At 62.1% G+C, this 25,675-nt stretch carries 25 protein-coding genes; 15 read left to right on the plus strand and 10 right to left on the minus strand.

What is annotated here, in order from left to right; all coding sequences use genetic code 11:
• Window positions 1-61 precede the first annotated feature (61 nt).
• On the plus strand, window positions 62-283 hold the full coding sequence (locus EPL01_RS09070; RefSeq protein WP_168215850.1) for a hypothetical protein: 222 nt from the start codon (window positions 62-64) through the stop codon (window positions 281-283).
• A gap of 289 nt (window positions 284-572) precedes the next feature.
• Here EPL01_RS09070 and prf1 read toward each other — a convergent pair whose 3' ends face one another.
• Window positions 573-1,814 carry a peptide chain release factor aRF-1 gene (gene prf1, locus EPL01_RS09075; RefSeq protein WP_135824940.1) on the minus strand — a complete coding sequence of 414 codons (1,242 nt, stop codon included), beginning with the start codon at window positions 1,812-1,814 and terminating at the stop codon, window positions 573-575.
• A gap of 192 nt (window positions 1,815-2,006) precedes the next feature.
• Here prf1 and minD point away from each other — a divergent pair, with 192 nt between their 5' ends.
• The 4 genes from minD to EPL01_RS09090 are packed head-to-tail and all read left to right on the plus strand — an operon-like array spanning window position 2,007 to window position 4,824.
• Window positions 2,007-3,956, plus strand: a complete 1,950-nt coding sequence (gene minD, locus EPL01_RS09080) for a cell division ATPase MinD (RefSeq protein WP_135824941.1) — start codon at window positions 2,007-2,009, stop codon at window positions 3,954-3,956.
• A gap of 42 nt (window positions 3,957-3,998) precedes the next feature.
• A complete protein-coding gene (locus EPL01_RS22415; RefSeq protein WP_281275349.1) occupies window positions 3,999-4,133 on the plus strand; it encodes a hypothetical protein in 135 nt (44 codons plus the stop codon).
• A gap of 44 nt (window positions 4,134-4,177) precedes the next feature.
• On the plus strand, window positions 4,178-4,498 hold the full coding sequence (locus EPL01_RS09085) for a DUF433 domain-containing protein (protein ID WP_135824942.1): 321 nt from the start codon (window positions 4,178-4,180) through the stop codon (window positions 4,496-4,498).
• Entirely contained in the window at window positions 4,495-4,824 is a 330-nt protein-coding gene (locus EPL01_RS09090; RefSeq protein WP_135824943.1) for a DUF5615 family PIN-like protein, read from the plus strand. The genes EPL01_RS09085 and EPL01_RS09090 overlap by 4 nt, the downstream gene beginning before the upstream one ends.
• A gap of 174 nt (window positions 4,825-4,998) precedes the next feature.
• On the opposite strand, the gene argS is transcribed toward EPL01_RS09090, so the two are convergent.
• The 3 genes from argS to EPL01_RS09105 form a co-directional block, all read right to left on the minus strand.
• Window positions 4,999-6,774 (minus strand): arginine--tRNA ligase, encoded by a 1,776-nt coding sequence (argS, locus tag EPL01_RS09095; RefSeq protein ID WP_135824944.1) that lies wholly within the window; start codon window positions 6,772-6,774, stop codon window positions 4,999-5,001.
• Window positions 6,775-6,822: 48 nt separating this feature from the next.
• Window positions 6,823-9,765, minus strand: a complete 2,943-nt coding sequence (locus tag EPL01_RS09100) for a transglutaminase-like domain-containing protein (protein ID WP_135824945.1) — start codon at window positions 9,763-9,765, stop codon at window positions 6,823-6,825.
• Between the two features lie 151 nt (window positions 9,766-9,916).
• Window positions 9,917-11,479 (minus strand): Na+/H+ antiporter NhaC family protein, encoded by a 1,563-nt coding sequence (locus EPL01_RS09105; protein WP_135824946.1) that lies wholly within the window; start codon window positions 11,477-11,479, stop codon window positions 9,917-9,919.
• A gap of 313 nt (window positions 11,480-11,792) precedes the next feature.
• Here EPL01_RS09105 and twy1 point away from each other — a divergent pair, with 313 nt between their 5' ends.
• Complete coding sequence (gene twy1 / locus EPL01_RS09110) at window positions 11,793-12,770, plus strand: 4-demethylwyosine synthase TYW1 (protein WP_135824947.1); 978 nt, start codon at window positions 11,793-11,795, stop codon at window positions 12,768-12,770.
• Here the strand turns inward: twy1 and EPL01_RS09115 are convergent, their stop codons facing one another.
• Window positions 12,771-13,850 carry a helix-turn-helix domain-containing protein gene (locus EPL01_RS09115; protein ID WP_135824948.1) on the minus strand — a complete coding sequence of 360 codons (1,080 nt, stop codon included), beginning with the start codon at window positions 13,848-13,850 and terminating at the stop codon, window positions 12,771-12,773.
• 113 nt (window positions 13,851-13,963) lie between these two features.
• On the opposite strand from EPL01_RS09115, the gene EPL01_RS09120 reads away from it, so the two are divergent.
• The gene (locus tag EPL01_RS09120) at window positions 13,964-14,746 is read left to right on the plus strand and encodes a DUF8170 family protein (RefSeq protein WP_135824949.1); all 783 of its coding nucleotides are present in this window, start codon (window positions 13,964-13,966) and stop codon (window positions 14,744-14,746) included.
• Window positions 14,747-14,767: 21 nt separating this feature from the next.
• On the opposite strand, the gene EPL01_RS09125 is transcribed toward EPL01_RS09120, so the two are convergent.
• On the minus strand, window positions 14,768-15,175 hold the full coding sequence (locus EPL01_RS09125) for a cupin domain-containing protein (RefSeq protein ID WP_135824950.1): 408 nt from the start codon (window positions 15,173-15,175) through the stop codon (window positions 14,768-14,770).
• A gap of 184 nt (window positions 15,176-15,359) precedes the next feature.
• Between EPL01_RS09125 and EPL01_RS09130 the strand changes: the two genes are divergently transcribed.
• Together EPL01_RS09130 and ribB are read left to right on the plus strand one after the other, a co-directional pair.
• Window positions 15,360-16,067, plus strand: a complete 708-nt coding sequence (locus EPL01_RS09130; RefSeq protein WP_135824951.1) for a DUF120 domain-containing protein — start codon at window positions 15,360-15,362, stop codon at window positions 16,065-16,067.
• On the plus strand, window positions 16,064-16,720 hold the full coding sequence (gene ribB / locus EPL01_RS09135) for a 3,4-dihydroxy-2-butanone-4-phosphate synthase (protein ID WP_135824952.1): 657 nt from the start codon (window positions 16,064-16,066) through the stop codon (window positions 16,718-16,720). Before EPL01_RS09130 ends, ribB begins: the two co-directional genes overlap by 4 nt.
• A gap of 999 nt (window positions 16,721-17,719) precedes the next feature.
• On the opposite strand, the gene EPL01_RS09140 is transcribed toward ribB, so the two are convergent.
• A complete protein-coding gene (locus EPL01_RS09140) occupies window positions 17,720-19,075 on the minus strand; it encodes an aspartate aminotransferase family protein (protein ID WP_135824953.1) in 1,356 nt (451 codons plus the stop codon).
• Between the two features lie 187 nt (window positions 19,076-19,262).
• Here EPL01_RS09140 and EPL01_RS09145 point away from each other — a divergent pair, with 187 nt between their 5' ends.
• Window positions 19,263-20,198 (plus strand): branched-chain amino acid transaminase, encoded by a 936-nt coding sequence (locus EPL01_RS09145; RefSeq protein ID WP_135824954.1) that lies wholly within the window; start codon window positions 19,263-19,265, stop codon window positions 20,196-20,198.
• Window positions 20,199-20,292: 94 nt separating this feature from the next.
• Here the strand turns inward: EPL01_RS09145 and EPL01_RS09150 are convergent, their stop codons facing one another.
• Together EPL01_RS09150 and EPL01_RS22725 are read right to left on the minus strand one after the other, a co-directional pair.
• A complete protein-coding gene (locus EPL01_RS09150; RefSeq protein ID WP_135824955.1) occupies window positions 20,293-20,901 on the minus strand; it encodes a DUF502 domain-containing protein in 609 nt (202 codons plus the stop codon).
• Between the two features lie 119 nt (window positions 20,902-21,020).
• Window positions 21,021-21,377: a DUF7718 family protein gene (locus EPL01_RS22725; protein WP_449272270.1), complete on the minus strand. Its 357-nt coding sequence runs from the start codon at window positions 21,375-21,377 to the stop codon at window positions 21,021-21,023.
• A 297-nt stretch (window positions 21,378-21,674) separates the two neighbouring features.
• Between EPL01_RS22725 and EPL01_RS09160 the strand changes: the two genes are divergently transcribed.
• Entirely contained in the window at window positions 21,675-22,052 is a 378-nt protein-coding gene (locus tag EPL01_RS09160; RefSeq protein WP_135824957.1) for an HVO_A0114 family putative DNA-binding protein, read from the plus strand.
• A 104-nt stretch (window positions 22,053-22,156) separates the two neighbouring features.
• Here EPL01_RS09160 and EPL01_RS09165 read toward each other — a convergent pair whose 3' ends face one another.
• A complete protein-coding gene (locus tag EPL01_RS09165) occupies window positions 22,157-22,993 on the minus strand; it encodes a proline dehydrogenase family protein (protein WP_135824958.1) in 837 nt (278 codons plus the stop codon).
• A 32-nt stretch (window positions 22,994-23,025) separates the two neighbouring features.
• Between EPL01_RS09165 and EPL01_RS22420 the strand changes: the two genes are divergently transcribed.
• The 4 genes from EPL01_RS22420 to pyrE all read left to right on the plus strand — a co-directional run bounded on the left by EPL01_RS22420 (window position 23,026) and on the right by pyrE (window position 25,428).
• Window positions 23,026-23,154, plus strand: coding sequence for a hypothetical protein (locus EPL01_RS22420; protein WP_281275350.1), 129 nt, complete (start codon window positions 23,026-23,028; stop codon window positions 23,152-23,154).
• A gap of 250 nt (window positions 23,155-23,404) precedes the next feature.
• The gene (locus EPL01_RS09170) at window positions 23,405-23,950 is read left to right on the plus strand and encodes a CDP-2,3-bis-(O-geranylgeranyl)-sn-glycerol synthase (RefSeq protein ID WP_135824959.1); all 546 of its coding nucleotides are present in this window, start codon (window positions 23,405-23,407) and stop codon (window positions 23,948-23,950) included.
• 504 nt (window positions 23,951-24,454) lie between these two features.
• A complete protein-coding gene (locus EPL01_RS09175) occupies window positions 24,455-24,829 on the plus strand; it encodes a winged helix-turn-helix transcriptional regulator (protein ID WP_135824960.1) in 375 nt (124 codons plus the stop codon).
• Window positions 24,830-24,906: 77 nt separating this feature from the next.
• Window positions 24,907-25,428 carry an orotate phosphoribosyltransferase gene (gene pyrE, locus EPL01_RS09180; RefSeq protein ID WP_135824961.1) on the plus strand — a complete coding sequence of 174 codons (522 nt, stop codon included), beginning with the start codon at window positions 24,907-24,909 and terminating at the stop codon, window positions 25,426-25,428.
• Window positions 25,429-25,675: the final 247 nt, after the last annotated feature.

Genomic DNA, 25,675 nt, shown 5'->3' on the forward strand with positions numbered 1-25,675 from the left:
ACATATACAGGTGATGTTACTTACACGTTTGGGAGTCGGCCTTGCTATCGTAGCGGGGTTTGTGTCATCGAGTGTCGGCTTCCTCCCCGACCTCAAGGGTCGGGGCATCCGCCTCGTTCCGCCTGTGAAACTCCGGCAACGGTTAGAGATGTCGAGCAAAGACGCTCGGACCGACGACGAGTCGGAACCGGCTACGAAGACTAGTCGGTACCTGCGAATAGCAAACCTCGTCGTCCGGTTCATCACGAACGTCGTCAAGTTGCTGATCATGCTAACGTCGTAGTTGGCCGACTGACCTCGAGTTGAAACACGGACGGCTACCGGAGAGGGATACATCCCTCGATGAAGGTTCAATAAAGCTGGCGCTCGATAATTTAAAACGATGGCGAGACGAGCATCCAGAGGAGCAGCATGGAGAGGCCAGTTTTGCGGCTTGCTACGCTTCTTGGCCCGTCAGAGGCTTTTCCTCTAGAGGGTCGACCGCTGGTACCACTTTCGACTATTTCGACCAATCATATTAAATCTGTCGCCAAGAACCGGTAGAGGAGTTTCCGCAGAAAGACTAAGGGAGATTAGACCCCGGTAGAGTACCGCAGAATCCCCGCAACGCCGCCGAAGGCGGACTGCAACTGCTCGCCCTTCTCGAAGTCGGTCGAGATGAACTTCGTCTCGGTACCGCGCTGGTCAGCGATGTTCATCAGGAACTCGATGGCGTCCTCGCGCTCGTCGGCCTCGACTTCGGTGCCGTCCTCGCAGGTGTGAGTCGGCGTGTCCTGTCGCTGGTCGATGAACTCGTACTCCTCTTTGTCGCCGCACTCGTAGACCACCACGTCCTTTCGGAGGTCCTCGGAGAGGAGCAGTCGGTCCACCGACCCCATGACGAGGTTCTGGCGAGTCGGCTCGAACCCGTAGGTGGCCTTGTCGCCGTCGTGGAGTTGCTTGAAGAACTCCTCCATCTCCTTCTTGTCCTTCATCACCTCGGCGTCGGCGAGCGCGTCCTCCGCGTTGTCCACGAGGTCGTAGAGGCCCGACTCGTCGGTGTAGGCAACGTCGAACTTGCCCAGCACCTTCTGCTGAATCTCGTGGTGGAGGTAGTCGCCGTCGAGGAACTCGTCTTTGGTCGGGGAGGGACCGCCGACGAGGATGCCGTCTAGCTCCTCGCGCTCGGGGACGAACAGGTCGTTTGCCATCTCGGCGACTTCCTGATAGAAGTTGTCGATGGCTTCGAGGCGCAGGCGGGCGAAACGCTGGGCGGACTGACCACCTTTGCGCTGTTTGCCCGGTACCAGCGAGGAGGCGGACTTGACCGGTTCGACGCGCTTGCCCCGCAGCCAACCGACGTTGGCCTCGCGCCGGTCGAGGACGATGAGACCGTAGAGGCCCTTGTCGGCCAGCATGTGTTCCAGCGGTTCGGTCAGGAACTCCGAGTCGCAGTGATAGCGGAACGACTGGATGGGGTCCGGCGGGTCCTCCAGAACCTTCGTGACCATCTCGGTCCGACCGCCGCCGCTGTCGATTGCGCCGCTGAAGATGACGATGCCGTTGTCCGGCGGGTAGGTGTCGTAGTAGCGCAGACGGTCCTTGATGGACGTGAGCGCGTCTTGGACGTTGGTCCGGGTCTGCTTGGACTTGATGTTGCTGGCTTCGCTGTGCTCTTGGGTGACGTGCGCGACCACGTCGCTGATTTGCTTGTCCGGCGGAATGTAGATGGTAACGAGCTGAGTCCCCGAGCCCTCGAAGTCTCTGAGGTCTTCGATGACCTTCTGGAACTCGTACTTCTTCCTGTCGGACTGCTCGCCTTCCTGCTCGCTCATTACTACGTTCTAGCCCGTCCAGAGGGTAAGTAACCTTTGACCTTACAGTCGCGGGGTCGAACGCTGACGGAGCCGCGGCGTCATACGTGCGGCAGACGATTTCGGCGGTCGTCCCGCGAACGCACCGAATATGTCGCCTCCGACGGACTAACTTTATATGCGTGTCACGGTTCGGTTGGGACAACGAGTATCATGTCCGACACGGTATATGCGATAGCGAGCGGCAAAGGAGGTGTCGGGAAGACGACGACCGCCATCAACCTCGGCGCGATGCTGGCCGACCGAGGGCACTCGGTGGTCGTCGTCGACACCGACCTCGGGATGGCGAACCTCGCGGACTTCCTCGATTTCGAAATCGAGACGCCGACGCTCCACGAGGTACTGGCGGGCGACGCGAGTCCCGAGAAGGCAATCTATCGAGCGCCGGGCGACATCGACGTGCTGCCGAGCGCGACCGACATCGAGGCGTTCGTCAAGTCCGACCCCGCGAACCTGCAAGACGTGGTCGCGGACCTCCGCGAGGAGTACGACTACGTCCTGCTCGACACCGGGGCGGGCGTCAGCTACGACACCCTCGTCCCGCTGGCGCTGGCCGACGGCGTCCTGCTAGTGGCGACGCCCGACGTGGCCTCGGTCAGAGACACCGCCAAGACCGGCGAACTCGCCGAGCGCGTCGAGACCAACGTCCGGGGCGCGGTCCTGACCCAGCGAAGTAGCGACATCCTCAACGCCGACGACGTAGAGGAGACCCTCGGCACCGACGTTCTCGCGGTGATTCCCCAAGACGAGGCCGTCCCGATGGGCATCGACGCCGGGCGACCGCTGGCCTCGTTCGCCCCGAACGCGCCCGCCGGGCAGGCCTACCGAGACCTCGCCGCGGTGCTGACCGGCGAGGCCGACCCCGACCCGGCGCTCGACTCGGTCGCCGAGAGCGGAGACGAGTCGGCCGCCGCGAGCGCGGAACCCGCGGCCGCCGTGGAGGCCGGATTCGAGATGTCCGACGCGGAACCGGACGAAGCCCAGTCGCCGGACGCCGACACGTCCGAGACCGACGCGTCTGACTCGGAACCGGGCGAATCCGAGTCCGTCGAGGCCGACGCCGTCGAGGACAAACCAGACGACGCGGGAACCGCGGACGACCCGCTCAGCGCCGACGCGGCCCAGAACGTCCGCGACGCCATCGGCGACGACGCGGGTGGTGACGTGGATTCGCTGTTTGCGAACCAGTCCGCGGACGGAGCCTCTGACTCGGCGGAAGGGGCGCTCGACGCCGACGAGGAGCCACTCAGCGCCGACGGAGAAACCGCCGACGCGGATGTCGCCAGCGAGAGTGCAACCGACGAAAGCGAGACTAGCGAAAGCGCGACCAGCGAGGACGCGGGCGGAGTAGACGACACAGCGGACTCCTCGGCCGGTCTGGGCGGCGCAAGCGCCCGGAGCGTGGACGACCTCATCAACGAACACATCAGCGACGAGCGACTCAGAGGCGACTCCGCCAGCGACGGCGACGACCCGCTGGCCGAGATGGGCGAGGAGTTCTCCGGCGAGCGCGAGGACGCCGAGGAATCGCTCAGCACCGAGGACCCCTTCGCCGAGGAGACAGACGAGAGCGAGTCCTCCGACGACGCCAGCGCCCAGTCCGACGAACCGGACGCCGAGGACGACGAGACTGACGAGTGGGGCGAAGACGAGGCGGAGGACAGCGTGCCGGACTCGGGAATCCCCTTCGACAACGGCGGGCGCGGTTCCCAGTCGAACCGCGGCCAGAGCGCCGTCGGTCCCGCGGGCGACTCCTCGGCCGAAGACCCCCTAGCCAGCCCCGACGAGGGCGACGCGCTGGCCGGTTCCGACGAGGGCGACGCGCTGGCCGGTTCCGACGAGGGCGACGCGCTGGCCGGTTCCGACGAGGGCGACGCGCTGGCCGGTTCCGACGGGGGCGACGGTGAGACGGCCAACGGCGCGACGGGCGGCGATTACGCGACTGGCGGCGACCACGCAACCGGCGACGACTTCGCGGCGGACGAAGCGACCGAGAGCGACGAAGAATCGCTTGACAGCAGTTTAGAGGATGACAACTCCGAAGACGAGAAATCGGGCGAAGACGGCGGCGTTCTCGGGCGTCTCGGGTCCATCTTCAAGTGAAACCGCCAACCTCTAAGTTCCTTCGCGGCCGCACCTATCACCATGGCAGACGATAATTCGGTTTCGATCTGGTGGATACTGCTGTTCGTGTTGCTCACACTGGCGGCCGCCGCGGGCGCGGTCCTGTTCGTCGGCGGCAACCTGATTGCGTCGTCCGCGTTCCTACTTCCGGTCTGAAGGCGGCGACGGCTATTTACGGCTTCCCGCAGAACGTGTATCCAATGAGTGACATCATCTCGACCGAGGACGTACTCTCCGGCGCGCCTCGAATCGAGGGGACCCGAATCGGCGTGCATCACGTCGCGCGGCGAGTGATAGACGGCGACGAGGAGCCAGCCGTCGTGGCGAGTGACTACGACCTCGCCCTCGCCGACGTTCACCGTGCCCTGACCTACTACTACGACCATCCTGAGGAAATGCGTCAGATTCGGAGCGAGCGAAAGGGCGGACTCCCCGGAGCGAAGGAGTTGATGCCGGAAGACGTCGGACTCTACAAACCCGACGGCCGTAAGCAGTTCGAGAAGTCGGAGGAGTCGGCGTGAGGATACTCGCGGACGAACACATTCCAAACCGTTACGTTACAGCGCTTCAGTCCGAGGGTTTCGAGGTAGTTCGGTCCAAAGATGCGCTATACGAAGGTGCCCCCGATTCAGAAGTCCTCGATTACGCCGGAGAGCGGAACTTCGTAGTACTAAGTGAGGACAGGGATTTCGGGGGTGTCGAGACGAGAGACGAAGACCACGCAGGAGTCATCGCGTGCGACATCCGAGCGAAGACCGGAGATGTGGTGACGGCCATCCGGACGATAGACGAGTACGCCGACGATTTGAGCGGAAGCGTCGTCCGCGTTCCCGGCAAGTGGGTCTAACCGACCGCGGCACGCAATTTCTAGCTTCCGACAAGTTCTCCTCCGAATCACAACAACGCGTAGCGACAATAGCTTGAACCGACGATAGAGACACAATTTCAATTCTTTCGTAATTGTATATATTCTCTTAAGAAATAGAAATAATTCTTTCTGGCGGCCTGAAAACCGAGACGATTACATCGAGCGCGGCGCGGCGACGCCCAGCACTTGCAGGGCGTTACCCACGGCGTGCTTCGAGGCCGCGACCAGCGCGAGGCGGGCGTCGCGCAGGTCCTCGTCCACGTCGTCGGCGAGGACGGGGCACTCGCGGTAGAACGTGTTGAACGTCTCGGCGATTTCGCGGGTGTACGTGGCGACGACGTGGGGTTCGAGGTCCTCGGCGGCCTCCTCGATGACGGCGGGGAAGCGCGCGACGACCTCCAGCAGTTCGCGCTCGGCCTCGGTCTCCAGCAGGGAGGCGTCGAAGTCCCCGGCGAGGTCGCTCGACCCGTCGGGGGTGATGCCTGCTTCTTCGAGAATCCCGCAACAGCGGGCGTGGACGTACTGGACGTAGGGCGCGCTCTGGGCCTCGAAGTCGAGCGCGCGGTCCCACTCGAAGGTGATGGCCTTGGTCGGCTGTTTGGAGACGATGTCGTAGCGGACCGCGCCGATGCCGACCTGCTCGGCGATGCGCTCTACGTCCTCGTCGGTCAGGTCGTCGTCGCGGATGCGGTCGTCCAGACGGGTCTCGACCTCCTCGCGGGCGCGGTCGATGGCCTCGTCCAGCAGGTCGTCTAAGTCGATTCCCGTGCCCGCGCGGGTGGACATCTTCCCCTCGGGGAGGTTGACGTAGGAGTAGATGACCTGCCTGAGCTGGTCGGTGTCGTTGCCCAGCAGGTCGAGGCTGGCGTTCATCTGGCGGGCCTGTAGCTTGTGGTCCTCGCCGAGGACGGTCACGGCGCGGTCGTAGTTGTCGAACTTCCACTCGTGGTGGGCCAAGTCGCGGGTCGCGTACAGGGTGGTGCCGTCAGAGCGCAGGAAGACGAAGTTCTTCTCGATGCCGTACTCGTCCAAGTCGAGTTGCCACGCGTCCTCCTCGTAGACGGCCTCGTCCAGTTCCTTCAGCCGGGTTACGACGTCGTCGGCCGACCCGTCGCGGAGGAAGCGCGTCTCCTTGACGAACTCGTCGAACTCGGCGGGCAGGCGGTCTAAGCTCTCGCGCATCCCGCCGAGGACGGTGTCCACGACCTCTTGGACGCGCTGGTAGGTCTCCTCGTCGCCCTCTTCGAGGCCCTGCATGATGGCCTGAATCTCGTCCTCGGCCTCTTCGACCTCGTCTGGGTCGGCGTTTTCGAGGAAGTCGTTGCCCTTGCGGTAGTAGCGCACGAGGTCGTAGTCGGCCTTGTCGCGCTCGGGTTCCGAGTCGAGGTCCGCCTCGTCGAAGGTCTCGTAGGCCCACGTGAAGACGGCCATCTGGCGGCCCGCGTCGTTGACGTAGTAGTGCGTATCGACGTCGTGGCCCGCGAACGAGAGGACTCGCGCCACGGCGTCGCCGACGATGGGGTTGCGAGCGCGACCGACGTGGACCGGACCGGTCGGGTTCGCCGAGGTGTGTTCCACGACGACTTCCTCGCCGGTCGGTTCGAGGTGGCCGAAGTCGGCGCGCTGGGCCTCCTCGGCGGTCTCCTCGTAGTAGGCGTCGCTCGGCACGAAGTTGACGTAAGGGCCTTGGGCCGAGGCCGCCTCGACGAGTTCGTACGCTCCGGCGTCGATTTCGTCGGCGATTTGCCCGGCGACCTGCGGCGGCGGCGCGCCGACCTCGCCCGCGAGTCGGAAGGCCGCGCTGGAGGCCAGCACGGCGTCTACGCCCTCGGGCGGGTCCTCAACGCCGAGGTCGTCTGTCGGGAGGTCGAGTGCTTCGAGTGCGGAGGTCAAGGCGTCCTCCACGTCGTCCCGGAACTGAAGATACATGTTACCCGTTGGTTTTCGACCGGCGGGTAAATGGGTTTCTGAACCGTGTTACTCGTTCCGATCGCGCTGTCCGCCGGACTTCCCGCCGCCGTTTCCGCCCCTGTCTCCCCCTTTGCCTCTCCGTCCGCCGACGACCCGGACCGAATCGCTCCCCTCGAAGGTCACGTCACCGACCTCGCCGGAGACGACGAGTTCCGCCGACGCCTCGCCACCAGCGTCGAGCGTCTCGGCGACCGCCTCCCGCGGGAACTTGACGGCGAGTTCGGGGAAGCCGTCGCCGTCGCGGTCCTCGATTGGCGGGTTCTTCACGAAGCCGTATTTTCGGTCCGTGACCGCCGGGACACCGTTCATCGTCACCGTGTCGAGTGCAATGTCTGCGACCTCGACCCCGAGGCTGTTGTCGCCGAGTTCGACGTAGGCGGTGAGCCACTTGCCCCCGCCCTCGCTCTTCGTCCCGCCCTTCGCCGCCGGATTGATGGCGTCCGGGTCCACGTCGATGGAGGCCGGTATCTTCCGGATTTCGAAGCCGCCGGAACCGCCCGAATCGCTTCCGTCGTCTCCGCCGCCCGATGAGCGTTCGACTTCAAGGTTCTGGGTCTCGCCCTCGGCGACCTCCAGCGTGAGTTCGGTCTCGGACTCGACCCGCAACTCGCCGTCGTCGCCGCTCCGGACCTGCGCGAGGACAGTGGTGTACTCGCCGTCGTCGGTGCCCTCGTAGTCGAGCGAGAGGAGTTCCGAGTCGGCGTCGTCGGGCACGAACAGGCCCTCTCGGAGGTCGTAGGTGCTGTCGGGGTCCGCGGCGTCGGTGAACCCGGTCGCGCCCTTCGGGACGCGGACCGACCCCGGAATGTCGCTGTCGGGGTCGGTCTCGGTGACCTCGGTTCCCGGTCCCTCGGTGAGGGTGGCGTCGACGCCCCGGCCCCGCTCGTCGGTCACGTCGGTCCGGACCGGCGAGTAGTTCGTGACCAGCAGGCCCGACTGGCGCACCGAGCGGTTGAACTCCCACTGGCTCGGGGTTCGGGGGTCGCCCTCGTAGTCGATGCCGAAGTCGTGGCCCCAGCGCGTCGTGCCGTCGGGCATCGTGGTCTCCTCGGCGCGGTAGTTGGTCTCCCAGAGCTTGTAACCGGTGTAGCCGTCGAGGTAGCGGTCGGGGTCCCGCGCTCCCTCGCCGAAGATGTAGCTGTCGTAGAAGTGCCACTCGCCCTCGTAGAACACCTGCGCGGCCGACTCCTGATACCATGTGGTGTAACTGTCGTAGCCGTAGCCACCGCCGGGCGCGGCGAGGCCGACCGTCATCTCGCGGGTCGGCAGGCCGACGGTCCGGGCGAACGACGAGAGCAGGTAGGTGTGTTCGATGCAGATGTGGCCGTTCTGTCGGGAGTAGACCGACAGCGGGAGGTACGACCGGTCCGGCCCGAGGAGCTTCTTGTCTATCCAGCGCGCGAGGTTGATGTCGCGGGTGAACTCGTCGGGTTCGCCGTCGGGCGACAGCGAGATTTTGACGAAGCGCCACACTCGATTCGCGGCTTCTCGGGGGTCTCGGGGGAGTGGGAGGTCGCTGGCGCGACTGGTGTCCTCGCCGTTGGCCGCCGCGCGGAGCGCCCACTCCCGGACCAGCAGCGACTGGTCGTTGTGGTAGTAGTCGTCGCCGTCGAGGTAGAACCGGTCGCGCCCGCCGGTCGGAATCCCCGTCTGGCGGCTGAAGTCGGGGTACTCGACGTGGTTCGGGCCGCCGAGGTTGTTGACCGAGAGGTCGAAGGTGTCGAGCTCGGTGCTGGAGCTGTCGTAGGCGGTGACGGTGACGGTGAGAGGGCCGTCGGTCGGAAGTCGGCCCGCGCCCTCGGGGTCGATGATGTCGGCGCGAATCCGGTCGTGGTCGGGTCCGGCGATGTCGAGTCGATTGATGACGGTCTCGGCGTCGGGGCTGACGGTCTTCGAGTCGTGGAGGAGGCTGGCGTAGTCGTCCGGGTTCTGGAATTCGAGGGTCACGTCGTCCGAGATGCCGGAGATGGAGAGCGGGAACTCCAGCGGGAGGTCGTCGAGGGGCCGGAGTTGGGGCTGGTCCACTGTCGGGTCGCCGAGTTCGACGCCCTGCGTGGTGCCCGTGTTGCCGATGAGGTCCGCGAGCGCCTTCCGGGAGTCCGCGGCACCGAACTGGACCGAGAAACTGGTGGTTTCGTCGGGAGCCAGCGACCCGAGCGACCAGCGCGCGGCCACCACCACGTCGTCGCCGCCGCTGTCGGGGTAGACGCTCTCGTTGTTGAGCGAGGAGTCAAGCACCGCGTCGTAGCCGAAAATGGGTCGGGTGAGCGGGTTGTAGTAGGCGCTCAGGTGGTGGCCGTCGGGGGATTTCTCCCCGGCGAATCCGGTGTAGAGGCCCAGCCCGTCGCCGGTGTCCCGAACGTAGGGCATGTCGGCGTCGGCGTGGTAGCGGGCTTGGTCGGTCAGCGACCGCGCCACGTCGTAGTCGCAGTACTGGTAGAGTCGGAGGTCCCCGACCGACGAGGAGCCGACGTTGGTCGCCTCGTAGGTGACGGTGAACGTGGTCTCCTCGGGGTCGAGACTGACCGTTCGGACGACTTCGAGCGTCGTGGCCCCGACGGAGTACTCCATCGTCGCCGAGTAGGTGGTTCCGGGGTCGCCCGTCTCGGGGAAGTAGTCAACGACCGCGTCGGGGTTGTACGAGGGCGTGACGCTCCCGCTCCCGTCCTGCAGCGCGAAGAACTCGTGGTAGAGGGTGCGGTTCTCGCCGACGAACCAGTCTCTCGTGCCGGTCTCGGTCTCGCCGAGTTCGATGCGGTACGAGCCGTTGTCGATGGCGATGCTGTTGTCGCCGTCGGCCCCCGGCGGCAGGGTCTTCTCGCGCTCGCTGGCGGACGCCTCGCCGACCGCGGCCGCCCCGGTAATCGCGCCGGTTCCGGCGTATTTGAGGAACCGACGCCGCCCCGCGTCGATTCCGGTCCCGTCGGATTCGTTTCCGTTTCCGGTCATATTTTCACAGACATATAGCTGTGGGATAAGTGTTTGGCAGACGCTCGCCGGGGCGATTTACCGACGAGAGAAATGTTTTTATTTTCTAAGAAATAGATCGCTATTGTAGAGAAATGTTTTGAGTTCTCTATCGGGATTGTCTCCGGAGCGCTCAGTCCGCGTCCGACCCGAAAACCCGCGGCATCGTGACCGTGGTGTGTTCGGAGAGACCGTAGGCGGCCCCGCCCAGTACCGGGACGCCGACGGCCAGCAGCACGAGCGGCGAGACGCCGTAGCCGCTGGCGAGGAACAGCCCCGTGGCGACGGTCCCGCAGAGGACCGCGTAGGGAATCTGGGTGTTCACGTGGTCCACGTGGTCCGCCCCGGCGAACATCGACGAGAGGACCGTCGTGTCGCTGATGGGCGAGCAGTGGTCGCCGAACAGCGACCCGGTGAGGATGGCACCGATAGCGCCCGGTAGGGGTGCCCCGAGGTTGAACGCCAGCGGCACGGCGACCGGGAACATGATGCCCATCGTCCCCCACGAGGTCCCGATGCTGAACGAGATGATGGCCGCCGCGAGGAAGACGACCGCGGGCAGGAGTTCAGGCGTGATGATGCCCTCAGCGACCGAGACGACGTAGGGACCGACGCCCAGCGCCTCGCTGACCGACCCGATGGTCCACGCCAGCGAGAGGACCGCGACCGGGAACATGACCATCTTGAACCCCTCGAAGATGGAGTCGCTGATGTCCTCCAACTCGACTCGCGCGTGGCCGACCAGAATCGCCAGCAGCAGACCGCAGGCCGAGAAGACGCCCCAGAGAATCGCGTCGGCGGTCGCCGCGCCCTTCAGCGCCTCGACCGGAGCCTTGCTGGGCCACCCGCCGGAGGTCAGCAGGCCGAGGCCCGTGACCGCCACGAGGACGACGATAGGCGCGGCGAAGTACCACCAGCGCGAATCGACGTGGTCGGGCGTGACGATGTCCTCTTCACGAGTCTCCAGCAGGGGGTCGGCGTCGTCCCGCAGAACCTTGCCCGTCTCCTTGGCGCGCTTCTCGGCGCGCTTCATCGGGCCGAAGTTCCACCCCGTGGCGATGATGATGAAGACCAGCACCACCGCCAGCAGGCTGTAGAACCGGAAGGGGATGCTTTCGAGGAACACCACGAACGCGCTCCGGTCGATGCCCAGCGCGTTGAACTGCTCTTTGATGAGTCCGACCTCGAAGCCGACCCACGTCGAGACCACCGCCACGCTGACGACCGGCGACGTGGTTGAGTCCAGCAGGTACGCGAGTTTCTCCCGACTGATGTCGAACTGGTCGGTAATCGGTCGCATCACCGACCCGGTAATCATCGTACTCGCGTACGAATCCACGAAGATGAGCATCCCGAGGATGCCCGTGCCGAGTTCGGCCTGTCGGCGCGTCCGGACGCGAGAGATGATGCGCTGTGCGAGCGCGTTCATCCCGCCCGAGAGGAATATCATCCCCAGCATCGCCCCAGAGAGGAAGGTGAACAACAGCAGTTTGCTGTTGAACGACCCCGTGATATTGTCGATGACCAACTGAAGGGAGTGGGCCGCCCCGACGACTGGATTCCAACCCATCAAGATGGTCGCGCCTATCCAGATGCCCGCGAATAACGATAGTAGCACCTGTCTGCTCACCAGCGTCAGCACGATTGCGAAGAGTGCTGGTAACAGACTGATGACACCATATGTTTCAGGAGCCATTACGTGGTTACCATTCACACCCACAATTTTAAATCCTGCCCAATTGACTCAATAGAATCGTAATCAGTGGTAGCTATTGATGTTCATTTCTAAATATAAGGTTATTTTTGGATGTTTCGGTTATTCTCGTAGATCGTTCTCGACTTCGTGGAGTACGCCGAGAAACCCGAGGACGTTATTGCTGAAGTCAAGGAGTACTGAGTCGGGTGACACCGAGGATGGACGACTGGGGCGAAGATGGACGATTAGGGCGTGGTACAAACGAGGTCCGAGAAGAAAGAACGTTTTAGCCTTGGACCACATCCATCCCACAATGAGCGAATCGGACGGCCCCAAACAGGTGGACTCCCCGGCCTACCACCACGAGAACCACACCGCCGCCCAGACCTGCGGCTGGACCGCCAACGCCCTTCGGGGAGAGGGCAAGTGCTACAAAAATATCTTCTACGGCATCGAGTCCCACAGATGCATCCAGATGACGCCGGTCGTCAAGTGCAACGAGCGGTGCGTCTTCTGCTGGCGCGACCACGCCGGTCACGCCTACGAACTGGGCGACGTCGAGTGGGACGACCCAGAAGCGGTCGTGGACGCCAGCATCGAACTCCAGAAGAAGCTCCTCTCGGGCTTCGGCGGCAACGACGAGGTGCCCCGCGAGGTGTTCGAGGAGTCGATGGAACCGCGCCACGTCGCCATCAGCCTCGACGGGGAACCGACGCTCTACCCCTATCTGCCCGAACTCATCGAGGCCTTCCACGACCGGGACATCACCACCTTCCTCGTGAGCAACGGGACTCGGCCCGAGGTCATTCGGGAGTGCGACCCGACGCAACTCTACGTCAGCGTGGACGCTCCCGAGCGTCACACCTTCGACGAGGTTGTGAAGGCGATGGAGGACGACGCGTGGGAGAAGTTGGTCGAGACGATGGACGTGCTGGCGGAGAAGGACGAGACCCGGACGGTCCTCCGGACCACGCTCGTCGGCGGCGAGAACGTCCACCATCCGGAGTGGTACGCCGGGTTCTACCAGCGCGCGGACCCCGACTTCGTGGAACTCAAGTCCTACATGCACGTCGGCGAGTCCCGCGACCGAGTCGCCCGCGATTCGATGCTCGACCACGAGGAGGTCGTGGCGTTCACCGAGCAGATTCAGGAGCATATGCCCGAACACGAGTACCTGAAGGAGGTGCCGGTATCGCGGGTAGCCCTGCTGTCGAAGACCGACGACACGTGGGTCCCGAAGTTGAACAAGGACAGCGAGTTCTGGGCGCGGGACCCTGTTACTGGGGACTGATTAGGTTTCGGCGAGTTCGACTGCTTTTTCGGTCAGGCGGTATCTATTGGGAGGGCGAACGTAGTTTATTTTCCCGTATTCGTCGCCTTTCGTAGTCCATTCGCTGTTCTCGATAGCTTCGACTGCGGCGTTCAATTTAGTAAGCTTATCCCCGGCTCGAAGATGAGATTCGACATCTTCGGGAAGCACGTCGAACTCCTTTGCGAGGAGACTTCGAATGGTTTCGCCAGCCCCATCTGCTGCAGCAGGAGGTGAACCGGATTGAAGGTCTTCCGTGCTACTAACACGAAGTTGGCCGTCCATGTGGTTGATGAGTTCTTCCAGATTGCGTTCGACCTCTTCCTCAACTCGCCCATTGATAACCTCGTTTATTCGCTCACTGACGAGGAGCATTTCGGGGCCAGAAGGCTGAATTTCCTCAACAAGACCGACCTCCACCAAATGCATCAGCAAGTTCCGAACAGTATACTCCGAGTCGGTAGTTAGTTTCTTCTGCACGTCACGTTCTGAGAGGCCATCGTGTTCTGGACCAATACCTTCCTCGGCGAACGAGTTCGCTAGTTCTACTTGTTCGTCAATAGTCGGTAGTCGTTCGTTCCTATCACGGATGAACGAATCCAGTTGGGATTCAGTCGTCTGTTCGTCCGACGAAAACGCCTTTCTCACTTTCTCCGGGAGTTCAGGTCGTGGGGCGTTTTCATGACGCTCTATTTTCTCTGATTTTCGAGCGTTGTCGTAGAGTGCGCGAGCCACCGGCACACCGCGAAGATATTTGTACTCGTAGAGGATATCTATTCCTCGTTCCGTCGGTCCGTAGAATTTCGATGGTAAATCTCGTTTATTTTCACTATCTTCGTAGGTGTAGAGAGATAGAATTCCGGCCTCTACGAGTGTGTCAACTTGATCGTTAATTGCCGCCTTGCTTTTCGGGATTGCGTAAGCAAGTTCGTCAAGGGACATGAGATGCTCTGGATGGCCCAGAATGAATTGGATAATGAGGTGGCGAGTTTCCTGCGAGAGAAGTTTAAAGATGTGCCGTTGCTCCTCGAACGGCCCAGAGTCCGTAACGGAATCGTTCATACACGTACTTTGAGAAGACAAGGAATAATACTTTGGGTCAACCGATTCGGTCTAATAGAGAAAACCCAAATCGATTGGAAAACCATAAATGACGAAAGTGGGATAATAAACTAATGCCTGAGTCGTCAGTTCCACCTGATGCGGACGAGATTAAAGCTGTAGTCGATGAAGCTCTACATGGTCTCGAATTGGATTTCGACGAAGTCGCTAAAGTTTTGAATTTTGCCGACAGCGAACTCAGCCAATTACAGACACCCGAAACCACGTACTACGTCCTCGGGAGCTATCGGGACCCCTACATCCGCCGACTCAGAACTGTCGAAAACGAACTGAATAAGCGACTCAGTGCCTACGCTTTCGTCATGGGCGACCTCCAAGAAATCGGACTCGACCGACTTCCTGAGTTCAGAGTTCGGTTTCATCTCTTGGCGGCGTACGCAGATTACCTCGTTGGGGTGTACGAGCAGGACGGCGGCGGAGAGATCACAGAATTGGGGAAAATTAGTGAAACTCCGTACTTCGACAAATCATACGTCCTGCCACGCGATTACTGCTGGATGACTGGGAAGAATTTCGACGGGAAAGCAGATGTCGTCGGTGCTGCGATGGCTATCTACTGTAACGACGACCTGAGCGACGACGAGAAAACGGATAAACTTGAATCGTTGGCGGCGGAAGCGCAAGAGAGCGGAATTGAGGTCTCGGAAGAAGCACTCATCGACGCAGTAGACGAGCGCGAGGAAGATGACACAGTATCCTACAGTTGGGTCCACCTCAACGAGTTCCGACTCTTCGAGTTGCACGACCGCTGTCAACCGTGGGTCGAAGAATCAGAACTCCGCGGCTCGGTGGACATCGTACCTACCCCTAGTCGTCACCCTGATTGGGAGGAGTAATAGACTGCCACCTATTGATTCTCAGAGTCGCTCCAACTTCTCGGTCTCCTCGCTCTCGACGTTCCCCGTGTTCTTCGTCTCTGTCGGCTCGAACAGCAGGACTTCGGCCTCGCCCTCGTCGGCGACCGGGCGGTGTTCGACGCCCGCGGGGACGACCAGCATCTCGCCCTCGTCCAGCGTCACCTCCTCACTCGGTGCCGCGTCTGCGCTCGGTGCCACATTCTCGTCGGTCTCCTCGTCTCGGAACTCGATGCGGAGTCGGCCCTTTCTGACCAGAAAGAGTTCGTCGGCGTCGTCGTGGTGGTGCCAGACGAACTCGCCTTCGAGTTTGGCGAGCTTTACGGCCTGTCCGTTGAGTTCGGCCGCGAGACGCGGCGACCATTGCTCGTCGAACGAATCGAAACCGGCGTCGAGGTTCACTTTCTCCATGCCCGAGGAGTCGCGGGCGTCGGGGATAGGTCTGTGGCCGCGAGTCGAACGAAAGGAATAGGTGCCGGGAATCCCCATTTCGATTCCTGACCGACTGCCGTGCGCCGCCACACCACCCCGTTCCACTTCTGAGAACCGTACCGCATCCGTTATGCTTAAACCGCGAGCGGCCGGAGTGTCAACTATGTCAGCGACACGGCCGCGCGCGGTCGGCTACGACGAACTCGCCGCGCTCAAACTCCTCGCGCTCGACGGCGGGTTAGACGGCGAGGTCAAAGTCTCCTGCTCGGGCCTCGCCGAGCGCCTCGACGCCTCCAACCAGACCGCCTCCCGGCGACTCCAGCGCCTCGACGACGCCGGACTCGTAGAGCGCGACATGGTCAGCGACGGCCAGTGGGTCTCGATTACGGAGGACGGCGAGTGGTCCCTGAAACGGGAGTACGAGGACTACCGTCGCATCTTCGAGACGCCCGCCGGGGTGGACCTGACCGGCACCGTCACCAGCGGGATGGGCGAGGGCCGCCACTACATCTCCCTGCCGGGATACATGGAGCAGTTCGAGGAGCGACTGGGCTACGAGCCGTTCCTCGGCACGCTCAACGTCGAGTTGACCGACGAGAGCATCCGCGCTCGCTCGGCGATGGAGGCGCTGGACCCCGTCCCCATCGACGGGTGGGAAGACGAGGACCGGACCTATGGCCCCGCGGTCTGCTACCCCGCAGTCGTAGAAACGCAGGACGGCGAAGTCTACGAGCAGGCCCACACCATCGCGCCGGAGCGCACCCACCACGACGAGGACCAGTTGGAGGTCATCGCGCCGGAGAAACTCCGCGAGGAGTTGGAACTGGAGGACGGCGACCACGTGACGGTCCACGTCGAGGAGAACGCATGAGTCAGGCCGCCGGAAGCGTCGAGGCCGCAATCGAGGCCTTCCGCGAGGGGTCGCCGGTCCTCGTCCACGACGCCGCCGACCGCGAGGGCGAGACCGACCTCATCTACCCCGCCGGAGCGGTCACGCCGGAGGCCGTCTCGCGCCTGCGCAACGACGCCGGAGGGCTGATCTGCGTCGCGCTCGCCGACGAGGTGGCCGACGAGTTCGGCCTGCCGTTCTTGGAGGACGCGCTCGACCACCCCGCCAGCGCGGCCCACGACCTCGGCTACGACGAGCGCTCGTCGTTCTCGCTCCCGGTCAACCACCGGGACACCTACACCGGCATCACCGACGAGGACCGCGCGAAGACGATTACCGAACTCGCCAGCGCGGCCGAGAACCCGGACGAGGTAGACTTCGCCGACGAGTTCCGCGCGCCGGGCCACGTCCACGTCCTCCGGGCCGCGCCGGACCTGCTCGGCGACCGCGAGGGCCACACCGAACTCGGCATCGCGCTGGCTGAGGCCGCTGGCCGCGAGCCTGCGGTCGTCGTCTGCGAGATGCTGGACGACGAGACCGGCGAGGCGCTCTCGCCCGACGACGCCAAGGCCTACGCCGAGCGCCACGGCTTCCCGTATCTGGAAGGCTCGGCGGTCATCGAGCGACTGGGGTAAAATTGGACTACCCGCTACTAGTTTAATTTCCACCCCCGATTTAAACCCCATATTTCCCTCATTAATGAAACGAGAATATTTATCCAGAAAAGACCATATTCCCCACTAATACATGGAAAGCTGTAGAAAAAGGGAACCAACCAATGGATTTCTTATGGAATTTCTAATAGTTCGAAGGGTGGACTTTGTGCAACACCTGTGAAGAAATCAAAAACCGGCTATAGAGACGTTAAGAGTGTTTAAAACCCTCTTTTTTCCGACCATCGTAACCTTTAGGGTCTAAAAGAGAGTAAGATAAGATGGACTAGGTATGCCACTACCACCGAGTCCATGATCAACGTCAATTCACTGGCGTAATTGATCTCAGCCGCTTCACTATCGGCTGACCGGCCAGTGGCGGTCGCCTTACCAACGGCCGCGATGACGTTGGAAATCATCATCTTCCCGATTTCTATACCTGCTAGAGGTATTACTGCGGAGAAAAGCACTCAAAAGAGTTGTAAGTTCTTGGAGCGAGATTAGCCGCCTATGAAGGCGGTGCCGTTTTACCTAATTCGGTTCTCACCTTTGTCAGGGTTCGGCTTATTTTGGCGGGGCCGCGCTACTGCGTAGCCGAGTATCAGACTCGACCCGCAGATAATCACGCCTGCAGTAGCGACCGGAAGGGTACCACTGAGAAGGCCCGTTCTTATCATCTCTGCGCCAGCCAGAACCCCCATACCAAGGGGGCCGAGAGTAACGTTGGAAACCATCGTCTTCCCGAGTAGACACAGAGGGAACTACCCTCCATGCGCCCTCGTTGTTAAAGGACTCGCGTACCGATAACTTCGTCAAACGTCTTTCTCGTCGAAGAGACGTGCCAAGACTTCTTCTCATAAACGCTAACACTAAATTCTGTCCTGAAGGTTAAAAGTGTTCGTCAATCCAACCATCTCATTATTTTACCGTATATTTGAAGATACTAAGGTAGTATCCCGATCTAGTTAACATAGCATAGAATTATACTCCCATTAGGACTTCGTCGGCGTCGTCCAGATATTCATCCAAATCCGCCTCCCCGTGAGCAAGCGAAAGGTGATGGCGCTTGTACGGATTCGGCGTGAAGAAGTGGCCCCGGTCGCGCATCCCCTGCGCGAAGTCCCGAAATCGCTCCTCGTCCAGTCCGACCACGTCCTCGTAGTCGCGCGGTTCGCCAGTCACCCCGAACTGGAGACTGAAAATACTCCGGAGGCCCACCACGCGACCCTCGACGCCGTGGTCCTCCAGTAAGTCACGCAGACCCGCCCGATACCGGTCACCGAGGTCCGCGAGTTGTTCGGGCACCTCCTCGGAGTCCACGATGTCCAGCGTCTCCCTCGCCGCCGCGAGGCCGACCGGATGGCCCGAGTAGGTCCCGCTGATGACGACGCCGGACTCGTGGTCGCCCCCGGCCTGTTCGAGGAGGTCCCGCCGCCCGCCGACCGCCGCGACCGGGTAGCCGTTGCCCATCGCCTTCGCCACGCAGGTCAGGTCCGGGTCGGCGTCGAGTTCCGACTGCATCCCGCCCGCGGAGTGGCGGAAGGCCGTGATGACCTCGTCGAAGATGAGCGGCACGTCGCGCTCGCTGGTCTCGGCGTCGAGGGTCGCCACGAACTCGTCGGTCGGGCGCAGGCAGCCGACCGAGTGGGGCACCGGTTCGAGAATCACGCCCGCCAACTCGTCGCCGTGAGTCGCCATCGCCTCGCGGAAGGCCGCGGGGTCGTTGAAGGGGACGACGACGGTGTTCTCGACCGCGGCCGAGAGCATCCCGTCGGACTCGGGGTAGGGCCTTCGTTCGGGACCTCCGTCTACGTCGCCGAGTTCCGCCGCCGGGGGATAGACGCTCACGTCCACGTAGTCGTGCCAGCCGTGGTAACATCCCTCGAACTTCAGGATTTTCTCGTTGCCGGTGTGCGCTCTGGCGAGTCGAATCGCGTGGTAGGTGGCCTCGCTCCCGCTGTTGGCGAAGTTGACCATCTCGACGCTCGGGAGGAGGTCGGTCAGTCGCTCGGCCACCTCGACTTCGAGTTCGGTGGTTCCGGTCCCGTAGAGGACTCCTCGGTCGATTGCTTCTTTGACAGCAGAATCGACTCGGGGGTGGCCGTGGCCGAGGACGATGGGTCCAAACGCCAGATGGTAGTCGGTTAGCTCCTCGCCAGCGACGGTGGTGAGGGTCGCGTCCTCGGCGGCGTCGAAGGCCACGTCGCCGCAGTCGTAGGCCTGCGCCCTGAGTCCGGTCTGCGCGCCGCCGGGGACGACCTCCTTGGCACGCGAGACGACGTCGGTGTTGGATAGGTTACTCGCCGAAATCTCCTCGTCGGTTTGTTGGTTCGTCATGCTCGTCCACTCCCGCGGGTCGGGTTTCGCTCACCCACGGGACCGAGCGTGATAGTCGTTTGCACAGTAGCAAGTCCTGGCACCTGTGGATTTCCGGCAAGGAGTTCCGGCAGTCGCCAGCGACTCCGGTAATCGTCCGTGACGAACCGTGAAGACTCTTAAAGGAGGCCTCCGTTCGTTCGCACGTATGAGCTTCGACGAGATGGACGTGGACACGATCTGGATGGACGGCGAGTTCGTCGACTGGGACGAGGCGCAAATCCACGTCCTCACTCACGGCCTGCACTACGGGAGCGGCGTCTTCGAGGGCGTGCGCTGTTACGACACCGAGAACGGACCGGCTATCTTCCGGTGGGACGAACACGTAGAGCGGTTCTACGACTCCTGCAAGCCCTACGACCTCGAAATCGACCACGAACCCGAGGAGATCACCGAGGCGACCAAGACGCTCATCCGCGAGCAGGACTTGGCCTCGTGTTACGTCCGACCCATCGCGTTCTACGGCTACGAGAGCCTCGGCGTGAGTCCGGGCGACTGCCCGACCCGCACCGCCATCGCGGCGTGGCCGTGGGGCGCGTATCTGGGCGACGAGGCGCTCGAAAACGGCGTCGAGGTCATGGTCTCCTCGTGGCGCAAGCACGCCTCCAGCCAGATTCCGACCAACGCCAAGACCACTGGTCTGTACGTCAACAGCATGCTCGCTGGCGAGGAGGCCCGCCGGAACGGCTTCGCCGAGGCGCTGGTCCTGAACAAGGAGGGCAACGTCGCGGAAGGGCCGGGCGAGAACCTCTTCATGGTCAAGGACGGCGAACTCTTCACGCCCGGACTGGCCGAGAGCATCCTCGACGGCATCACCCGCGACGCGGTCATCACCATCGCCGAGGAGATGGGCTACGAGGTCCACGACCAGGCTACCATCTCCCGGGGCGAACTCAACACCGCCGACGAACTGTTCTTCACCGGGTCGGCCGCGGAGGTCACGCCCATCCGGAAGGTGGACAACGTCGAAATCGGAAACGGCGGCCGCGGCCCCGTCACCGAGGAGATTCAGAGCCGCTTCTTCGACATCGTCAACCGGCGCACCGACGACTACGAAGAGTGGTTCGAGTACGTCGAAAAGTAAGGTAGCAAAAAGCGCGAAAACGACCGATTGAACCGCCTACTGGGGCGGTGCTTCTGGCAACCGCCTTACTGGGGCGGTGCTTCTAGCAACCGCCTTACTGGGGCGGTGGCGACTGTGTTTCTTTTTCGTCTCGCACGTCGATGGGGATGCCCGACTCGTTGGTCTCGCCGAATCCGGCGCTGAGGATGCGGGTCAGCGCGTCCTCGACGCTCTCGTCGGTCTCCTCGAAGTCGGCGGGGTCGACTTCCACGACGAACCCGGTGGTGATGTTCGGTGCGGTCGGCAGAAAGAGGAGTTCGCGGCCGTCCTCGGTCGTCTTGCCGGTCTTGAACGCGGTCATCCGCATGCCGGACCAGACCTCGACCTTGACGGGAGCCTGCAAGTCGGTCGAGTCCGAGAGGGCCGTCTCGGCCGCCATCTTCGAGGCGTTGTAGACGACGCGGAGGCCGGGGACTCGGTTCATCACGCCGTCGATGGCCCCCTCCACGAGTGACCCGACCGCGGTCCGCATCATGTAGCCGACGCTCAGGACGAGCATCGAGAAGACGACGAGGACCGTCAGCACGCGGAGTGGTGGTTTGATGTCTTGGAGGACTGGAACCCCGGCGATGGCCATATACAGGTACGCGATGATGTACGCCGAGACGAGGATTGGCAGGATGACGATGAGGCCGCTTGCGATGTCGCGCTTCCACGAGGACATTTGTCGGAGGTATCCGAGCGCAGGTCCATAAACTAGATGTTATCCGGCGAAGACAGGAACTGACGAATTATGATGGAAGACGAGAAATGTCTTCCCCTACGAGAGGGTGAGCGCGATGCTTACCCGTGAACTTTGAGGTGTTCTTCGGCGTACGACCTCCACTCGTCAGTAAGTTTCTCCACGGCTTCCCACATCCCAAGGTCAAGTTCACGCTTGGGTTCGTCCCTCCGATAGAGGCAGTCCATGTGAGTGAAACCGTCGGAGTTATCAATGCGGACGACTTCAACGTGGTCGCCTGTTCTCGGGTTAACGAAGAGGACGACTACAGCAAAGTCGTCGGGTTCTGTCAGCGTCGGGTCGCCTCGATACCGGAGTTGGTACTGGCGACCGCGATAAGAACCAAGGTCAATTGATTGACAGCTCATCGCTACTTTGGTCCGGCACGCTTGGAGCGCGCCGGTAACGAGGGCTTGCATCCAAAGCTATTTAACTGTTTACCTCTAAAGTAAACACGAGCCATGACAGACGATGGTGGCACGTTCCGAGGATATAATACAGTAGACCCTCCGAGATAGTGCCTCAATACGACTGGTGAATCGTCGTCTGGGTCGCCCCAAAGACCCAGGCGAGTCAATGCAACCCTAGCGGGGCATCGCAGTACCCAGCGTTGGGTCGGCTTTAGGGTCGGGTCGATCCACGTTAAATAAAACAATGACTGTCTCATTGCCCAAGACAGTACCCACCCCTGATAGGGAGGAAGGGACCCTAACAAAATGGAAGCCCAACGAAAAACAGACTCAAACACGGACAACCTCGTCCAATACCTAAAAGGAATTCACAGAGCTGGATTCGAAGACGTTCACACGCTACGGCGAGATACCGCCGAAGAAATCCTCACAGAAGCTCGTAATGAGCTTATCGAGGAAATCGCCACAGGCAATGTTGAGTCCGTCCGTGATCTCGCAAGACGGACGGACCGAAATGTGAGTATTGTCAGCCGGGACGTTAAGAAGTTGGTTGAGGCAGGGATTGTCGAGTACGAACATAATGGGTCAAAGAAACGTCCAGTGCTAGCGCATAAGAATATCTTTGTGAAACCTGTGGTGTTCAAAGGAAGTATGTTGGCAGACGACGACTTGGAAAACTCGTAATTCTTTATTTCTTTTCGGCTTTCGGCCGCAGTATCAAAATTCTAGATTATTAGTACACGTATTACATAGGAGAGATATATCGTTAAGGGTCCATCAATTCCTTGTCAACGCCCGATGACCGCCCGGACCGCGAACAGCAGGTTCTCCTTGCGCTCCATCGCGCGCCGGTAGAAGTACGACATCCACTTGTCGCCGTAGGGGACGTACTGCCACATCTCGTACTCGTCGGCGAGGTCCGTCTGGGCGTCCTCGCGCACGCCCATCAGCATCTGAATCTCGAAGTCGGTGCCGTACTCGTCGTGGAGGTCCTTGGCGAAGTCTATCATCTCGGGGTCGTGACTCCCGACCGCGATGCCGCCGTCGAACTCCTCGAACATGTACTCGAGGTACTCCTTGTAGGCGTCGTTGACCTTCGACTTCTCCTTGAGCGCGAGTTCGGCGGGCGGGTCGTAGGCACCCTTGACGAGTCGGACCTTGCCGGGGAGGTCGGCGAGGCGCTTCAAGTCGTCTTCGGTGCGCTTGAGATTGGCCTGCACGCAGACGCCGACCCCGCCCTCGTGCTTCCGGGTGAGCTTCTCGAAGCTGTCGAGGGTCGCGTCGGTGGTGTCGTGGTCCTCCATGTCGATCCAGACGAACACGTCGCGCTCAGCGGCGTAGTCCGCGATGCGCTCGACGTTCTCGCGGAAGACCTCCTCGCCCACGTCGAGGCCGACCTGCGAGGGCTTGACCGAGATGCAGGCGTCGGCCTCGCTCGTCTCGATGTCCTCCAGCAAGCGGAGGTAGGCCTCGGCGTCCTCGTCGGCGGGACCTCGCTCGTGGTAGTGTTCGCCGAGGAGGTTCAGGATGGCCTTCACGTTCCGGTCGTTGAGGTCTCGGGTGTGTTCGAGCGCCTCGGCCGGGGACTCTCCGGCGACGAACTTGCTGGCGATGGGCGGTATCATTGGTCGGGGCTTTCGACCGATGGGTCTTTAACGTGGGCGATTCGCGCCCGACAGTTCCCGACGACCGCGACTCTCGACCAGACTACCGCGAAAGCTACCCCGACCAAACCACCGTGGGTGGGATGAAGGGGCCGGTCGGTCGCGTTTACGTGGTCGTCTGAGCGACCTCTATCGGCGCGGGTGTTGCTGAGAGCGCCGATATGTCGCTCAGCGACCGCGACCGGCCGGGGCTTCAAAAAGACACCACCACAAATCAATTTCCTGCGGTCACATCGAGACAAAGCAACCGAACAGGAGCATTCCAGACCACCACCTCAACCCCTCCACGACGAAGAGCGAAGTATTTCCAGAAACAAAACCGTCCTCCCAGAACCACCCGCATTAAAACCCCGCGTCCGGTTAGTGAATCATATGGGTGTCTTCGAGACTGTCGTAATCGCGCTGTGGGCGATGTTGCCCGCGTACGTCCCGAACAACGCCGCGGTGCTGGCCGGCGGCGGCCGGCCCATCGACGGCGGGCGGACGTGGAACGGCGACCGCTTGCTGGGCGACGGGAAGACGTGGCGCGGGACCGCGATGGGGGTTCTGGCCGGCGCGGCGCTCGCGCTGGTCCTCAACGCGGTTCGGGGGGCCTCCTCGGACCTCCTCGGGGTCGGCCTGCCGGAGTTCCCGCTGGCGGTCGTGTTCGCGCTCCCGACCGGGGCGATGCTCGGCGACATCGCGGCGTCGTTCCTCAAGCGCCGGACCGGCCGCCAGCGCGGCGCGGCCTTCCCCGGCGTGGACCAACTCGACTTCGTGGTGTTCGCGCTCCTGCTTTCGTTTCTGGCCGCTCCCGACTGGTTCGGCGAAGTGTTCACGATTCCGGTGCTGGTCGTCGTGGTCGTGGTCACGCCGCTGCTCCACCTCTCGACCAACGCCATTGCCTACGCGCTCGGACTGAAAGACGAGCCATACTAAACGACGCTACGACCTTTTTATTGCGAGCGCAGTCGCCGCTGGCGACTGCTCTCGATAAAAAGCTCGACCAAAAACACGGCGTCACCCCCTCAAGCGCGCCTCCGGCGCGCTTTCGAGGGATTCCTTGGTCCGCTCGCTCACGTTCGTTCGCTCGCGGTGAGTGACTGGTGTGAACCGCGACTGCACCGCAACCGCAGACCGCAGGCCGCACCGCAAACCGCAACCGGCACCGCAAGCGCGCCCACCGTGGCGATTGTCGATATATCCCGGATTGGGGCACCTTTTGGATTGTTTTATACAGGAATGTAATTATTTAGTAATTGAATAGGTTTCTCTGAGCCTCCGCACAGGGTCGCCCGCAAGCGGCCGACCTGCGCATGCTCCTGACTCCCGGTGCTGAATTTCCAACAGTAGCTTTCACTTTGTTACCTGCTTCGGAACCGAAGCTACTTCGAAACAGAACCTACTTGCAGTTTCGGGAATAAGAGACGAACAGCGACAACCATGCCCTCCACTCAATCCCGAAGCGACACGTCCGAGGAGAAAAACGCCGACGCCTGCCCCGTGGTAGAAGCCATCGAGCAGATCGGCTCTCGGTGGCGGCTCGTCGTCCTCCACGACCTCCACGGGACCGAGAAGCGATTCAACGAACTCGAACGCTCGACCGGCGCGAGTTCCCGGACCCTCTCGCGCGTGCTGGACGACTTGGAGGAGACCGACCTCGTGAACCGGCGCGTCGAGGACAAGCCCATCGCCACCTACTACAGCCTGACCGACAAGAGCCGGGAACTCTGCTCGGTGTTCGAGGAACTCGAAGCGTGGGCCGACGAGTGGGTCGAGATGGGGTCGGCCGAAAGCGAAGCTGTGGGAGACGACTGAACCGCGCTCGGCCGACGCGCCGCGGCCTCGCGCCAAACGAAACGGCTTATCACTCCCGCCGCCCGGACTGTTGGGTAATGACGAACGAGGAACTCATCGCGGCGCTTCGAGACGCAGACGCGGTCAAGTACGGCGAGTTCGAACTCTCCCACGGCGGCACCAGCGACTACTACGTGGACAAGTACCTCTTCGAGACGAATCCCGAGTGTCTCGAACTCATCGCCGAGGCCTTCGCGGAGCGAGTCGGCGACACCAAACTCGCGGGCGTCGCGCTCGGCGGCGTCCCCCTCGTGGCGGTCACGAGCGTCGAGACGGGCAATCCCTACGTCATCGCTCGCAAACAGCAGAAAGAGTACGGCACGGCCAATCTCATCGAGGGCCGCTTGGAGGAGGGCGAGGAGGTCGTCGTCCTCGAAGACATCGCCACCACCGGCCAGAGCGCCGCCGACGCCGTCGAGGCCCTGCGCGAGGCGGGCGCGACCGTCAACCGCGTCCTCGTCGTGGTAGACCGCGAGGAGGGCGCGACCGAGAATCTGGCCGACTACGACGTGGAACTCGAATCGCTGCTGACCGCGACGGAACTCCTCGACGCGGAGTAGCGTGTTTTGAAAGTTCTCGGAACGAAAAGCGGGATTCTCGAAAGCATTCACACTCGAAACCGTAGAGTAGACGCGACAGCAACGTCCTCGAAAGCCCTCGCGCGGCTTCCGGTAAACGAAAGCCACGCTCGCCCTTTCAGTCCGCTGGAAGACAAACCGCGTCTTCCAAGCCTGCGTTCGCTTCGCTCACGCAGACGCCGAGGAAGTCGGCTGGTCGGCCGGGCGCGGCGGTCGGCTGGTCGGCCGG

The sequence above is a fragment of the Halorussus ruber genome (assembly GCF_004765785.1).
GTDB classification, from domain to species: Archaea; Halobacteriota; Halobacteria; order Halobacteriales; family Haladaptataceae; genus Halorussus; species Halorussus ruber.

Bases quoted from the DNA above. Each gene is read 5' to 3' on its own strand.
- EPL01_RS09125 (WP_135824950.1), bottom strand. From the start codon at position 15,175: ATGGAGAAAGTGAACCTCGACGCCGGTTTCGATTCGTTCGACGAGCAA.
- EPL01_RS09140 (WP_135824953.1), bottom strand. From the start codon at position 19,075: ATGACGAACCAACAAACCGACGAGGAGATTTCGGCGAGTAACCTATCC.
- ribB (WP_135824952.1), top strand. From the start codon at position 16,064: ATGAGTCAGGCCGCCGGAAGCGTCGAGGCCGCAATCGAGGCCTTCCGC.
- EPL01_RS09100 (WP_135824945.1), bottom strand. From the start codon at position 9,765: ATGACCGGAAACGGAAACGAATCCGACGGGACCGGAATCGACGCGGGG.
- EPL01_RS09085 (WP_135824942.1), top strand. From the start codon at position 4,178: ATGAGTGACATCATCTCGACCGAGGACGTACTCTCCGGCGCGCCTCGA.
- EPL01_RS09170 (WP_135824959.1), top strand. From the start codon at position 23,405: ATGGGTGTCTTCGAGACTGTCGTAATCGCGCTGTGGGCGATGTTGCCC.
- EPL01_RS09105 (WP_135824946.1), bottom strand. From the start codon at position 11,479: ATGGCTCCTGAAACATATGGTGTCATCAGTCTGTTACCAGCACTCTTC.
- EPL01_RS09165 (WP_135824958.1), bottom strand. From the start codon at position 22,993: ATGATACCGCCCATCGCCAGCAAGTTCGTCGCCGGAGAGTCCCCGGCC.
- argS (WP_135824944.1), bottom strand. From the start codon at position 6,774: ATGTATCTTCAGTTCCGGGACGACGTGGAGGACGCCTTGACCTCCGCA.
- EPL01_RS09175 (WP_135824960.1), top strand. From the start codon at position 24,455: ATGCCCTCCACTCAATCCCGAAGCGACACGTCCGAGGAGAAAAACGCC.
- EPL01_RS09145 (WP_135824954.1), top strand. From the start codon at position 19,263: ATGAGCTTCGACGAGATGGACGTGGACACGATCTGGATGGACGGCGAG.
- EPL01_RS22725 (WP_449272270.1), bottom strand. From the start codon at position 21,377: ATGCAAGCCCTCGTTACCGGCGCGCTCCAAGCGTGCCGGACCAAAGTA.
- minD (WP_135824941.1), top strand. From the start codon at position 2,007: ATGTCCGACACGGTATATGCGATAGCGAGCGGCAAAGGAGGTGTCGGG.
- EPL01_RS09120 (WP_135824949.1), top strand. From the start codon at position 13,964: ATGCCTGAGTCGTCAGTTCCACCTGATGCGGACGAGATTAAAGCTGTA.
- EPL01_RS09130 (WP_135824951.1), top strand. From the start codon at position 15,360: ATGTCAGCGACACGGCCGCGCGCGGTCGGCTACGACGAACTCGCCGCG.
- EPL01_RS22415 (WP_281275349.1), top strand. From the start codon at position 3,999: ATGGCAGACGATAATTCGGTTTCGATCTGGTGGATACTGCTGTTCGTG.
- EPL01_RS09115 (WP_135824948.1), bottom strand. From the start codon at position 13,850: ATGAACGATTCCGTTACGGACTCTGGGCCGTTCGAGGAGCAACGGCAC.
- EPL01_RS09150 (WP_135824955.1), bottom strand. From the start codon at position 20,901: ATGTCCTCGTGGAAGCGCGACATCGCAAGCGGCCTCATCGTCATCCTG.
- twy1 (WP_135824947.1), top strand. From the start codon at position 11,793: ATGAGCGAATCGGACGGCCCCAAACAGGTGGACTCCCCGGCCTACCAC.
- pyrE (WP_135824961.1), top strand. From the start codon at position 24,907: ATGACGAACGAGGAACTCATCGCGGCGCTTCGAGACGCAGACGCGGTC.
- EPL01_RS09160 (WP_135824957.1), top strand. From the start codon at position 21,675: ATGGAAGCCCAACGAAAAACAGACTCAAACACGGACAACCTCGTCCAA.
- prf1 (WP_135824940.1), bottom strand. From the start codon at position 1,814: ATGAGCGAGCAGGAAGGCGAGCAGTCCGACAGGAAGAAGTACGAGTTC.